Source organism: Streptomyces gamaensis, assembly GCF_042656465.1.
Taxonomy (GTDB): Bacteria; Actinomycetota; Actinomycetes; order Streptomycetales; family Streptomycetaceae; genus Streptomyces; species Streptomyces gamaensis.
Genome location: NZ_JBHSPB010000003.1, coordinates 12,707 through 24,826, shown reverse-complemented (window position 1 = coordinate 24,826; position 12,120 = coordinate 12,707). Strand labels below are relative to the sequence as shown.

Below are 12,120 nucleotides of genomic sequence, written 5' to 3'. Positions count from 1 at the left end.
ACCCGGACGGAGTCCGGACGAACCCGGACGGAACCGAGGTCGCCCCGCGCCGCCCCGCTCCCTCAGCGGGCCGCGTTGAACGCCTCGTACACCTTCTTCGGGATGCGGCCGCGCGGCGGCACGTCCATCCCGTGCGAGCGCGCCCACGCCCGCACCGCCGCCGGGTCCGGCGCGACGGCCGTGCGCTTGAAGGTCTTGCCGGAGCGGGAGTGCTTGCGGCCGGCCGCCACGTAAGGCGCCAGGGCACTCCGCAGTTTCTTCGCATTGGCAGCGTTCAGGTCGATCTCGTACGACTTGCCGTCGAGGCCGAAGATGACCGTCTCCGCGGCTTCCCCGCCGTCGATGTCGTCGGAGAGCGTGACCACTACTCGTTGCGCCACGGAAATCGGTCCTTTCGGCAGGCAGCACTGCGGTGATCTGCGGAGATGCTGCGGTTCCGGTTGTTTCTGAGCAAGGCTTATTCATTTGTACATCGAAGGGCAATGGAATGTGAAGCCCATAAAATTCCGGTCGGGCGGTCCGGCCGGCGTCGGCGCGGTGCCACAACCAGAGGTTGCCCTCTTTGCCGCCCATTCGGCACCCGGCTTCCCGGGCATTTTCCCGAGATTTTCCGGAGGGCCGGGGCGGGTCGATGCGTAAACGTGACAGGACGCCCACCATATCTATGCGCGTAGATTTTTTGAAGCTGTACGCTGGCGGCACCGCTTCAGCTCACGCACCACACACCGGGAGTGCCAGTGGCACGCGTCGTAGTCGACGTCATGCTCAAGCCGGAGATCCTCGACCCGCAGGGGCAGGCGGTGCAGCGCGCGCTGCCCCGCCTGGGTTTCGAGGGGATCGCCGACGTCCGTCAGGGCAAGCGCTTTGAACTGGAGGTGGAGGGTCCGGTCGACGAGGCCGCCCTCGCCCGAATCCACGAGATGGCGGAAACGTTTCTCGCCAACACGGTGATCGAGGACTTCACCGTGCGGGTCGACGGGGAGGCCGCAGCCGCCGGAGCGGACCGGTGACGGCACGTATCGGGGTCGTCACCTTCCCCGGCACGCTCGACGACCGCGACACCCAGCGCGCGGTCCGTATCGCCGGCCTGGAGCCCGTACCGCTGTGGCACCGCGACAAGGACCTCAAGCAGGTCGACGCGGTGGTGCTGCCCGGCGGCTTCTCCTACGGGGACTACCTGCGGGCGGGCGCCATCTCCCGCTTCTCGCCCGTGATGGGGACCGTCATCGACCAGGCGCGCGCGGGCCTGCCCGTGCTCGGCATCTGCAACGGCTTCCAGGTGCTCACCGAGTCGCACCTGCTGCCCGGCGCGATGCTGCGCAACGACCACCTGCACTTCGTCTGCCGCGACCAGAAGCTGCGGGTGGAGAACGCGGACACCGCCTGGACCAGTGACTACACGGCCGGCCAGGAGATCTCCGTCCCGCTGAAGAACATCGACGGGCGGTACGTCGCCGACGAGCGCACCCTGGACGAACTGGAGGCCGAGGGCCGCGTCGTCTTCCGCTACCTGGACGGCAACCCGAACGGTTCGCTCCGCGACATCGCCGGCATCACCAACGCCGCCGGCAACGTCGTCGGCCTGATGCCGCACCCCGAGCACGCCGTCGAGCCGCTGATCGGCACCGGCCGCACGGACGGGCTCGGCTTCTTCACCTCGATCCTCAAGAAGCTGGTCAAGGACGCAGCATGACTCTCGACACCGTCAAGCACGCCGGGGAGACCCCGGACGTCGAGCAGCCCTGGGCCGAACTCGGCCTGAAGCCGGACGAGTACGCGCGGATCCGCGACATCCTCGGCCGCCGCCCCACCGGTGCCGAGCTCGCCATGTACTCCGTGATGTGGTCCGAGCACTGCTCGTACAAGAGCAGCAAGGTCCACCTGCGCCAGTTCGGCGAGAAGGCCCCCGAGAACGATGCCCTGCTCGTCGGCATCGGCGAGAACGCCGGTGTCGTCGACGTGGGCCAGGGCTACGCGGTCACCTTCAAGGTCGAGTCGCACAACCACCCCTCGTACATCGAGCCCTACCAGGGCGCGGCCACCGGCGTCGGCGGCATCGTCCGCGACATCCTCGCGATGGGCGCCCGCCCGGTCGCGGTCATGGACCCGCTGCGCTTCGGCGCCGCCGACCACCCCGACACCAAGCGCGTCCTGCCGGGCGTCGTCGCGGGCATCGGCGGCTACGGCAACTGCCTGGGCCTGCCCAACATCGGCGGCGAGGTCGTCTTCGACGCCTGCTACCAGGGCAATCCGCTCGTCAACGCCCTGTGCGTGGGCGTGATGAAGCACGAGGACATCCACCTCGCGAAGGCCTCCGGCACGGGCAACAAGGTCATCCTGTACGGGGCCCGCACGGGCGGCGACGGCATCGGCGGCGTCTCGGTACTGGCCTCGGAGACCTTCGAATCGACCGGCCCGGCGAAGCGCCCCGCCGTCCAGGTCGGCGACCCCTTCCAGGAGAAGCTCCTCATCGAGTGCACCCTGGAGCTCTTCCGCGAGCACCTCGTCGAGGGCATCCAGGACCTCGGCGGCGCCGGTCTGTCCTGCGCCACCTCCGAGCTGGCCAGCGCCGGTTCCGGCGGGATGCGCGTCGAGCTGGACCGGGTGCCGCTGCGCGACGCGACGCTCTCGCCGGAGGAGATCCTCATGAGCGAGTCGCAGGAGCGCATGTGCGCGGTCGTCGCGCCCGGCAAGGTCGAGCGCTTCCTCGCGATCTGCGAGAAGTGGGACGTGATCGCCACCGTCGTCGGCGAGGTCACCGACGGCGACCGGCTGGAGATCTTCTGGCACGGCGAGCAGATCGTGGACGTACCGCCGCGTACGGTCGCCCACGAGGGCCCGGTGTACGAGCGCCCGTACGCCCGTCCCGACTGGCAGGACGCCCTGCGGGCCGACGACGCCAACAAGCTGCCGCGCCCGGAGCGCCCCGAGGAACTGCGCGAGCAGGTCCTGAAGGTGGTCTCCTCCCCGAACCAGGCGTCCAAGTCCTGGATCACCGACCAGTACGACCGTTTCGTGCAGGGCAATACGGTGCTGGCGCAGCCGGAGGACTCCGGCATGGTCCGCGTCGACGAGGACACCGATCTGGGTGTCGCGGTCGCCACGGACGGCAACGGCCGCTACACCAAGCTCGATCCGTACGCCGGGGCGCAGCTCGCGCTCGCCGAGTCGTACCGCAACGTGGCCGCCACCGGCGCGCGTCCGCTGGCCATCTCCAACTGCCTGAACTTCGGTTCGCCCGAGGACCCGGCGGTGATGTGGCAGTTCGCGGAGGCCACGCGCGGACTGGCGGACGGCTGTCTGGCCCTCGGTACGCCCGTCACCGGCGGCAACGTCTCGCTGTACAACCAGACCGGCGAGAACGCCATCCACCCGACCCCCGTGGTCGCGGTGCTCGGCGTCATCGACGACGTCAACCGCCGTACGCCGATGGCTTTCTCGGACGAGGGACATCTGCTCTATCTCCTGGGTGACACCGAGGAGGAGCTGGGCGGCTCCGCCTGGTCGCAGGTGGTCCACGGCCACCTCGGCGGGCTGCCGCCGGCCGTCGACCTGGACCGCGAGAAGCTCCTCGGCGAGATCCTGATCGCCGCCTCCCGCGACGGCATGATCGACGCGGCGCACGACCTGTCGGACGGCGGTCTGATCCAGGCCGTGACCGAGTCCTGCCTGCGTGGCGGGAAGGGCGCGCGCCTGGTCGTGCCGGACGGGCTGGACGCCTTCACGTTCCTGTTCTCCGAGTCGGCGGGCCGCGCGGTCGTCGCGGTGCCGCGCAGCGAGGAGCTGCGCTTCTCCGACATGTGCGGTGCACGCGGGCTGCCCGCGACCCGTATCGGTGTCGTGGACGGCCAGGAGATCGACGTGCAGGGCCAGTTCACGATCCCGCTGGCCGAGTTGCGCGAGGCGCACGAGGAGACGATCCCGGCGCTTTTGGCGTAACGAACGCGAACGCCGTTGCGGCGGAAGGAAATTCCGCCGCAACGGCACGGCAGCGTGCCCGAGGCCGCCGACGGCGGCAAGCCCCCACAAGGGACCGAACGACCGTGTTCCGAGCAACGGGTGGCGCGCGGGGCTAAGGTCGCCCACATGCCCCCCGCACAACGCAAGGCGCGCCCCCGCACCTACGACCTCGCGAAGACGCGCACGGCGCTGACAGCGCAACTCACGCACGTACGCGAAGCCATCGCATCCCAGGACGAAAGCAAGGTCGCGCACACCGCACAGCACATCACGGCAAGCGTGAACACCGTCACCCGCCTGCTGAACCGCCCCGCCCCCGCAAAACGCGACCTGACCGCCGCCCAGTGGGCGGCCAACGCGCCCGAACTGGCCCCGGACACAGAGGCACTCGACCAAACCGCACTCGACCAAGCCGCACGCGACCTCACCGAAGCCACCACCACCGCCCCCGGCGACAGACTCCTCGCAACCCCCGCCGGAGGCATACGACTCGACGACTTCCTCGCCACCCGCTGCGTCGAACTCGTCGTGCTCACCCACGATCTGGCGGCCGCGCTGGGCACGGAGATCCCCTACGACCGCCAGGCCCTGGCCACCGCCACCCGTGTCCTGGCGGACGCGCTCGCCGTGCGGGCGCCCGGCGGCGCCGTGGAGGTCCGTATCCCGCCGTTCGCCGTGGTCCAGTGCGTCGAGGGGCCCCGGCACACCCGGGGTACCCCGCCGGGGGTGGTCGAGACCGACCCGCTGACCTGGCTGCGCCTGGCCACGGGCCGTACGGGCTGGGCGGAGGCCGTGGAGTCCGCGGCGGTCACGGCCAGTGGCGAACGGGCCGATCTCTCGGCGCAACTCCCCCTGCTCACTTGAGTGAACGGGGACAATCGGTGATGCGCTGTAGGCGCTGTGTGGCTGTGCGTGGTGTGAGGCATCCGGGCCCGTCCCCGGTTCGGATGAACCTGCTCCCTGCCATAGACTCGTGGTGTGCCTCGTGGTGACGGACGACTCAGCCACGACCTGCTCCCCGGTGAGAAGGGCCCCCAGGACGCCTGCGGCGTCTTCGGTGTCTGGGCTCCGGGAGAAGAGGTCGCCAAACTCACCTATTTCGGGCTGTATGCGCTGCAGCACCGTGGACAGGAGTCCGCGGGCATCGCGGTGAGCAACGGCTCCCAGATCCTCGTGTTCAAGGACATGGGGCTGGTCTCCCAGGTCTTCGACGAGACCTCTCTCAGCTCTCTCCAGGGCCATATCGCCATCGGCCACGCCCGCTACTCCACCACCGGTGCCTCGGTGTGGGAGAACGCGCAGCCGACCTTCCGGGCGACCGCGAACGGCTCCATCGCCCTCGGTCACAACGGCAACCTGGTCAACACGGCCGAGCTCGCCGAGCTGGTCGCCGCCCTGCCCCGGGAGAACGGCCGGGCCACCCAGGTCGCCGCGACCAACGACACCGACCTGGTCACCGCCCTGCTCGCGGGCCAGACCGACGCGGACGGCAAGCCGCTGGCCATCGAGGACGCCGCCAAGAAGGTCCTCCCGGACGTCAAGGGCGCCTTCTGTCTCGTCTTCATGAACGAGCACACCCTCTACGCCGCCCGTGACCCGCAGGGCGTCCGCCCGCTGGTCCTCGGCCGGCTGGAGCGCGGCTGGGTGGTGGCCTCCGAGACCGCCGCCCTGGACATCTGCGGGGCCTCCTTCGTCCGCGAGATCGAGCCGGGCGAGCTGATCGCCATCGACGAGCACGGGGTGCGCTCCTCCCGCTTCGCGCAGGCCCGGCCCCGCGGCTGCGTCTTCGAGTACGTGTATCTCGCCCGCCCGGACACCGACATCGCGGGCCGCAACGTCTATCTCTCCCGCGTGGAGATGGGCCGCCGGCTCGCCCAGGAGGCCCCGGTCGAGGCCGATCTGGTGATACCGACCCCGGAGTCCGGCACCCCGGCCGCCGTCGGCTACGCCGAGGCCAGCGGCATCCCCTACGGCGCGGGCCTGGTGAAGAACGCCTACGTGGGCCGTACCTTCATCCAGCCCAGCCAGACCATCCGCCAGCTCGGCATCCGCCTCAAGCTCAACCCGCTCAAGGACGTCATCAAGGGCAAGCGCCTGGTCGTCGTCGACGACTCGATCGTGCGCGGCAACACCCAGCGCGCCCTGGTGCGGATGCTGCGCGAGGCCGGCGCCGCCGAGGTGCACGTGCGGATCTCGTCGCCGCCGGTGAAGTGGCCGTGCTTCTTCGGTATCGACTTCGCGACCCGCGCCGAGCTGATCGCCAACGGGATGTCCGTCGAGGAGATCGGCAGGTCGCTGGGCGCGGACTCGCTGGCGTACATCTCCCTCGACAGCATGATCGAGGCGACGACGATCCCGAAGTCGGACCTGTGCCGTGCCTGCTTCGACGGCGAGTACCCGATGGAGCTGCCCGACCCCGAGCTGCTCGGCAAGCAGCTGCTGGAGACCGAGCTGGCCGGCGGCGCGGACGCCGCCGACGCCCTCCGTCGCCCGTGAAGGCCCCCGCAGTACCGGAACGACACGAAAGACTTCGACGCCATGTCTGAGACCACCAGTGCCACCGGCGCCAGCTACGCGGCCGCGGGCGTCGACATCGAGGCGGGCGACCGCGCCGTCGAGCTCATGAAGACGTGGGTGCGCAAGGCCACCCGCCCCGAGGTCGTCGGCGGCCTCGGCGGCTTCGCGGGCCTCTTCGACGCGAGCGCCCTCAAGGGGTACGAGCGCCCGCTGCTCGCCTCCGCGACCGACGGCGTCGGCACCAAGGTCGACATCGCCCGCCGCATGGGCGTCTACGACACGATCGGCCACGACCTGGTCGGCATGGTCGTCGACGACCTCGTCGTCTGCGGCGCCGAGCCGCTGTTCATGACCGACTACATCTGCGTCGGCCGGGTCCGCCCCGAGCGGGTCGCCGCGATCGTCAAGGGCATCGCCGAGGGCTGCGTCCTCGCGGGCTGCGCCCTGGTCGGCGGCGAGACCGCCGAGCACCCCGGGCTGCTCGGCGAGGACGAGTTCGACGTGGCCGGGGCCGGTACCGGGGTCGTCGAGGCGGACCGGCTGCTGGGCGCGGAGCTCGTCCGCGAGGGTGATGCGGTCATCGCCATGGCCTCCTCGGGACTTCACTCGAACGGGTACTCACTGGTCCGCCATGTGCTGTTCGACCGGGCGGGCTGGAAGCTGGACCGCGAGGTCCCGGAGTTCGGCCGCACCCTCGGCGAGGAGATGCTGGAGCCGACGCGGATCTACTCGCTGGACTGCCTGGCCCTGGCCCGTACGGCCGAGGTGCACGCCTTCTCGCACATCACCGGCGGCGGGCTGGCGGCCAATCTGGCCCGGGTGATCCCGGACGGGCTGCACGCGCGCATCGACCGGTCGACGTGGACGCCGGGCGCGGTCTTCGAGCTGGTCGGCCGGCTCGGTCAGGTCGAGCGGCTGGAGCTGGAGAAGACGCTCAACATGGGCGTCGGGATGGTCGCGGTCGTTCCCGGGCAGTCGGTCGAGGTCGCGCTCGCGGCCCTCGCGGACCGGGGCGTGGACGCCTGGGTCGCCGGCGAGATCGTCGAACTCGGCGATCGCACCGAGGCCGTGGCTCTGACCGGGGCATATGCGGGCTGAGCTGTGCCTCGTGGGGGCGGGCACGCAGGGGCCGGCACCGCAGTGCGGGGGGCGGCCGGTGTGCCCGGGAGGCCGAGCGGCAGCGGTGCGGCAAGCGCACAGAACCCGGTCCGGGGCGGGCCCCGGACCGGGTCAGGAGGAATGCGGCGTCAAGCGCGGCGACGGTACGAGGAGCGGTCGGGCGACTGCTCGTCCTCTTCCTCGTCGTCCTTGTTGTAACGCTCCGCGTACTGAGCGTACGGATCCTCGTCAGGCTCGTCGTCGAACGGCTCGCGGTTCGGCGGCTGCTTCGACGTCGCTGCGCCCAGCTCAGTGGCCAGACGTGAGAGGTCCGTCCCGCCGCTGTTGTACTTCAGCTGGCGGGCGACCTTTGTCTGCTTGGCCTTGGCCCGGCCGCGCCCCATGGCTCGACCCCCTCAATGACGGGGCTCGACGGCCCCAGAGTCTTGACACGCGTTCACGTTCATGAGTCAGAGCGGACCCCGAAGAAGGATCCGGCCTGTAGGGCTTCAACGGTACCTGCTTCCGCGGCCATACGGTACGTCGCCCGCATGACGTGCCACGCAGCACAACCCGCGGGGAGCCCTGTCCTCGCTGGTCAGCTGCGATTTTAACGTGTCCTGGACGCCGACCCGCCGAGGGGTGGTGAGGCATCTCTCGCTCACCACCGTTCCCGGGGCCCGCCTGTAGGGACCCGCAGGGGCGCGAGGGGACCGTTGTACGGGCCTCGGACACCCCTGCGTCCTTCGTCGGTCCGTCACCTTGCGACGGGTTCGCGTCGCGCGGGGTGACCGGACGCGCGTCGGCGGGGTCAGCGGCCGACGCCTCCGGTGGTCCGCTGCCGGGCCTCGGCCATGCGCTGCTCGGCGAGCCGGTCCGCCGCCACCGCCGGCGGAATCCCGTCCGCCTTCGCCCGATCGAATATGGCCAAAGTCGTGTCGAAAATCTTTGCCGCCTTGGCCTTCGCGCGGTCGAAATCAAAACCGTGGAGTTCGTCCGCGACCTGGATCACGCCGCCCGCGTTCACCACGTAGTCGGGGGCGTAGAGGATGCCGCGGTCGGCGAGATCCTTCTCGACGCCGGGGTGGGCGAGCTGGTTGTTGGCCGCGCCGCACACGATCCGCGCGGTCAGGGCCGCCACGGTCGCGTCGTCCAGCGCGCCGCCGAGCGCGCACGGCGCGTACACGTCCAGCGGGGAGCGGACCAGGACCTCGGCGTCGACGACGGACGTCACCTTCGGGTGGCGGGCGATGATCCGTTCGACGGCCTCGGCGCGCACATCGGTGATCACGACCTCGGCGCCGTCCTCGACGAGGTGGTCGACGAGGTGCCGGCCGACCTTGCCGACGCCGGCGACGCCGACCCGGCGGCCGCGCAGCGTCGGCGAGCCCCACTGCGTCTGCGCTGCGGCGCGCATGCCCTGGAAGACGCCGAAGGCGGTGAGCACGGAGGAGTCGCCCGCGCCGCCTTGCTCGGGGGAGCGGCCGGTGGTCCAGCGGTTGACGCGGGCGACGACGTCCATGTCCTCGACGTAGGTGCCGACGTCGCACGCCGTGACGTAGCGCCCGCCGAGGGAGGCCACGAAACGCCCGTAGGCGAGCAGGAGTTGCTCGGTCTTGATCTGGTCGGGATCACCGATGATCACGGCCTTCCCGCCGCCGTGATCGAGCCCCGCGAGGGCGTTCTTGTAGGACATGCCGCGCGAGAGGTTGAGCGCGTCGAGGACCGCCTCCTCGTCCGAGGCATAGGCGTGGAAGCGGGTGCCGCCGAGGGCCGGGCCCAGGGCGGTGGAGTGCAGGGCGATCACGGCGCGCAGGCCGCTCTCCCGGTCCTGGCACAGCACCACCTGCTCATGGCCACCCTGCTCGGTGCGGAACAGGGTGTGCAGGACTCCGTCGGCATCCGGGGAAGGACGTACGTCAGCCACTGTGGTGACTCCATAGGTCGCGGAGGTCGCCCTCCGTGGGGTGGTGGAGGGCCGGTTGGCACGAGCGTAGGCCCAACCGGCCCGCGCGACGGGGGCAGTGCAGAGGATCACTCTCCCGTGGAGCGCCGCCGTGGGACGATCAGGGCAGCGGGCGGGGAGGGGCGGCAACTCCCCGGGAGATCCTCCGGCTTGAGGGAGCGGGTGTGGGTTCGGCGTCGACGGTGACCGTGCCGTACGCGGCATACCTACGGGTCTACGAGCCGCTGGCCGCGTTCCCCGGACCGGAGCGCGCGCACTGGGCGCGCTATGCCCGGCGCGAGGAGCTGCCCGGCGCGCAGGAGGAGCTGCGGCGCTCGCTCGCCGATCTGCTCCCGACGCCGCCGGTGCCCGTCCCGGTGCACGAGAGCGGCGACGCTTTCATCGCGTATCAGGACGGGGTGCTGTGCGTGTGCCCGTGGCGGACCCGGCTGCGGGGCTGGCTCGCGCTGGGGGAGCTCGCCGGGGCGCTGCCGGCGCCGGTGCTGGACGCGGCGCTGCCGCCGGTGGTGCGCCGGCAGGCCGAGGCGGACTACGAGCGCTGGCTGGAGCGCAATCCGGACGCCCGGCCGTGGATCCGTACCGCGACCTGGCAGGTGCCGTTGCGCTGGTTCGTCCTCTTCGCGGACGAGGAGCGCGAGTTCGGCAAGGGCGAGCCGGGTGGTGAGGGGCTCGTGCTGCGCTACCGCACGCCCATGGTGCAGGCGCGGCGCCGGGTGGCGCGGGGGCTGCGCACGCTCAAGGACGCCATGGACGAGGGGCCGCTGATCGACGGGCTGGTGGATGTGGGGCGGTGGCTGGAGGAGTTCCATCCGCGTTCCCTGGTGGAGCTGGACTACGGGGGGCTGGTGCACATGGTGCCCGAGAAGCACCTGGCCGAGGACCGTTCCGCGTTCGACACCGCCGAGGGGCTGGCCGCGCTGCGTGCCGGGGACGGGGCGCGGGCCGGGGAGGCCTACCGGAGGCTGACGGAACGTTGGGCCGTGGTCCGCAACCGGCAGTACGCGAATTGAACTTCCTTGCTCAGCGCGCAATTGATGGCCTGGATCGGACGGTGTGGCCGCGCGCGTGGTGCAGGGTGGAACTCCTGTGGAACACGGGCCGGGACCTAGGTCCCGATACGGTCCTATGCGGGCAACCGTGACCTAACGCACTTACGTCAGGTCTTGCGCCCATCGCCCATCCTCATGGCAAAATAGGACAAGGAGTCCAGGAAGGGCTCCTTCCGCTCAACTTGGGGCGGAAGTATCGGTATTGCACTCCTTGGCAGAGTTGATGACCCCTGATCCCGCTGTGACTGATCGTCACTGTGGCGTGACTGTCCGCTATGGCATGGTCCATCGGCTTCCGTCGAGGTTGAACACCTGAGAGGGCAATTCCATCGGTTTGGCCGACGAGGCTGGACAGATGGTGTAGTTGTAGTGCCGAGGACAAGCCGTTCGTCCTATAACCGACTCGGCCCGCGTCCGCCATTTCGGGCAACGCGGGTCAAGGTGCAGAATTTAGAGGAAAGAACCGACCCCGTGCTCGGTTCTCCCGAGGAGGCCGCTCATGACCGCTCGCACCCCTGATGCCGAGCCGCTGCTGACCCCGGCTGAGGTTGCCACGATGTTCCGCGTGGACCCGAAGACGGTCACGCGGTGGGCGAAGGCAGGCAAGCTCACGTCCATCCGTACGCTCGGAGGACACCGCCGTTACCGCGAAGCGGAGGTCCGCGCCCTGCTGGCGGGCATTCCGCAGCAGCGCAGCGAGGCCTGAACAACCGTATGACCGGGCGTTTTTCCGGGGCCCCCAACCCGGCGGAACACCCGCGCACCACCTGAGCTCCAAGCGACCCGGCGCCTGCCCCAACAGGCGCCGTGCCCACCGACTTGGGCGGTCGCCGATCGCGCTGGACTCCGCCGGGTCCAGCGCGATCTTTTTGTGTCTGGACGCCACCCCGGTGGCCGTCCTGGAGGTGCCGGCGGCCGTTCCGGGACGGGTTTCTGGCGGTGTTTCAGGTGAACGTGGCGTCAACGTCGCGTCAAAGAAGGGGGGTTGGGTCACCCGGGCCCGCAGTCGCCCCGGAGCGCTCCGGAGTCAGTGCAATTGCACATATTAAATTGACCCGTTGCCGACAGGGTGTGAGTTCCCGTACCCGGGAAAGTCTTCGCGTGACTCCCGTCACATTGCCGCAGGGTCCGCCGGCGCCCGGCGTGGAGGTGAGGAGGCCCGTTCCGCGGGGCACGGTGCTGCCGTTCGCCCTGTGTGCCGCGCGCTGTTCCCAGCCTGGCATCCGACTCCCGCCGGGACAGCCGCCGTTGGTCACCCGCGGCCGGGACTTTCGGCCCCCCGGGGACAGGGTCAGCCGGCCCCTGTGCCGTCCGGCGTGCTCCCGGCCTCCTGGGCGAGCCGCAGGAGCCGGTGGCACACCGCGCAGTGCCGGGTCAGATGGCGATAGCCGGAGGCGGCCGCCAGGTGGGCGCGCAGCAGTGCCCGCGTCTCGTGCCGGATGCTCTCGGTCCGTTTGGATGCGGTCCCGGTGGTCGTCGTCATGGAGCGCAGCACCTCCACTGTCTGGGTACCCCTGGCACGTGTCCCAG

12 protein-coding genes are annotated in these 12,120 nt (G+C 70.4%); 8 read left to right on the top strand and 4 right to left on the bottom strand.

The genetic code is table 11. From position 1 onward, the window contains the following. Window positions 1–62: 62 nt before the first annotated feature. The gene (locus ACFP1Z_RS05000) at window positions 63–380 is read right to left on the bottom strand and encodes a histone-like nucleoid-structuring protein Lsr2 (RefSeq protein ID WP_390314653.1); all 318 of its coding nucleotides are present in this window, start codon (window positions 378–380) and stop codon (window positions 63–65) included. 357 nt (window positions 381–737) lie between these two features. Between ACFP1Z_RS05000 and purS the strand changes: the two genes are divergently transcribed. The 6 genes from purS (at window position 738) to purM (ending at window position 7,575) form a co-directional block, all read left to right on the top strand. Further along, window positions 738–1,010, top strand: a complete 273-nt coding sequence (gene purS, locus ACFP1Z_RS04995; RefSeq protein ID WP_390314652.1) for a phosphoribosylformylglycinamidine synthase subunit PurS — start codon at window positions 738–740, stop codon at window positions 1,008–1,010. Further along, entirely contained in the window at window positions 1,007–1,693 is a 687-nt protein-coding gene (purQ, locus tag ACFP1Z_RS04990) for a phosphoribosylformylglycinamidine synthase subunit PurQ (RefSeq protein ID WP_390314651.1), read from the top strand. The genes purS and purQ overlap by 4 nt, the downstream gene beginning before the upstream one ends. Continuing rightward, complete coding sequence (gene purL / locus ACFP1Z_RS04985; protein ID WP_390314650.1) at window positions 1,690–3,939, top strand: phosphoribosylformylglycinamidine synthase subunit PurL; 2,250 nt, start codon at window positions 1,690–1,692, stop codon at window positions 3,937–3,939. The genes purQ and purL overlap by 4 nt, the downstream gene beginning before the upstream one ends. Before the next feature lie 147 nt (window positions 3,940–4,086). Then, the gene (locus ACFP1Z_RS04980; RefSeq protein WP_390314649.1) at window positions 4,087–4,824 is read left to right on the top strand and encodes a sterol carrier family protein; all 738 of its coding nucleotides are present in this window, start codon (window positions 4,087–4,089) and stop codon (window positions 4,822–4,824) included. Between the two features lie 114 nt (window positions 4,825–4,938). Beyond that, window positions 4,939–6,456, top strand: a complete 1,518-nt coding sequence (gene purF / locus ACFP1Z_RS04975; RefSeq protein ID WP_390314648.1) for an amidophosphoribosyltransferase — start codon at window positions 4,939–4,941, stop codon at window positions 6,454–6,456. A gap of 42 nt (window positions 6,457–6,498) precedes the next feature. Beyond that, entirely contained in the window at window positions 6,499–7,575 is a 1,077-nt protein-coding gene (purM, locus tag ACFP1Z_RS04970) for a phosphoribosylformylglycinamidine cyclo-ligase (RefSeq protein ID WP_390314647.1), read from the top strand. Between the two features lie 149 nt (window positions 7,576–7,724). Here purM and ACFP1Z_RS04965 read toward each other — a convergent pair whose 3' ends face one another. Both ACFP1Z_RS04965 and ACFP1Z_RS04960 read right to left on the bottom strand, forming a co-directional pair. Further along, the gene (locus ACFP1Z_RS04965) at window positions 7,725–7,979 is read right to left on the bottom strand and encodes a DUF3073 domain-containing protein (protein WP_390314646.1); all 255 of its coding nucleotides are present in this window, start codon (window positions 7,977–7,979) and stop codon (window positions 7,725–7,727) included. Between the two features lie 407 nt (window positions 7,980–8,386). Then, window positions 8,387–9,502 carry a Leu/Phe/Val dehydrogenase gene (locus ACFP1Z_RS04960; protein ID WP_390314645.1) on the bottom strand — a complete coding sequence of 372 codons (1,116 nt, stop codon included), beginning with the start codon at window positions 9,500–9,502 and terminating at the stop codon, window positions 8,387–8,389. A 203-nt stretch (window positions 9,503–9,705) separates the two neighbouring features. On the opposite strand from ACFP1Z_RS04960, the gene ACFP1Z_RS04955 reads away from it, so the two are divergent. Further along, window positions 9,706–10,551 (top strand): DUF8083 family protein, encoded by an 846-nt coding sequence (locus ACFP1Z_RS04955; RefSeq protein WP_390314644.1) that lies wholly within the window; start codon window positions 9,706–9,708, stop codon window positions 10,549–10,551. Between the two features lie 538 nt (window positions 10,552–11,089). After that, the gene (gene bldC, locus ACFP1Z_RS04950) at window positions 11,090–11,296 is read left to right on the top strand and encodes a developmental transcriptional regulator BldC (protein WP_003949541.1); all 207 of its coding nucleotides are present in this window, start codon (window positions 11,090–11,092) and stop codon (window positions 11,294–11,296) included. A 585-nt stretch (window positions 11,297–11,881) separates the two neighbouring features. On the opposite strand, the gene ACFP1Z_RS04945 is transcribed toward bldC, so the two are convergent. Beyond that, the gene (locus tag ACFP1Z_RS04945) at window positions 11,882–12,073 is read right to left on the bottom strand and encodes a DUF6274 family protein (protein ID WP_390314643.1); all 192 of its coding nucleotides are present in this window, start codon (window positions 12,071–12,073) and stop codon (window positions 11,882–11,884) included. Between the last annotated feature and the right edge of the window lie 47 nt (window positions 12,074–12,120).

What these genes read in the sequence shown, in the direction of transcription:
- purL (WP_390314650.1), top strand. Translation starts at nt 1,690, where the DNA reads ATGACTCTCGACACCGTCAAGCACGCCGGGGAGACCCCGGACGTCGAG.
- purM (WP_390314647.1), top strand. Translation starts at nt 6,499, where the DNA reads ATGTCTGAGACCACCAGTGCCACCGGCGCCAGCTACGCGGCCGCGGGC.
- bldC (WP_003949541.1), top strand. Translation starts at nt 11,090, where the DNA reads ATGACCGCTCGCACCCCTGATGCCGAGCCGCTGCTGACCCCGGCTGAG.
- ACFP1Z_RS04980 (WP_390314649.1), top strand. Translation starts at nt 4,087, where the DNA reads ATGCCCCCCGCACAACGCAAGGCGCGCCCCCGCACCTACGACCTCGCG.
- ACFP1Z_RS04965 (WP_390314646.1), bottom strand. Translation starts at nt 7,979, where the DNA reads ATGGGGCGCGGCCGGGCCAAGGCCAAGCAGACAAAGGTCGCCCGCCAG.
- ACFP1Z_RS04945 (WP_390314643.1), bottom strand. Translation starts at nt 12,073, where the DNA reads ATGACGACGACCACCGGGACCGCATCCAAACGGACCGAGAGCATCCGG.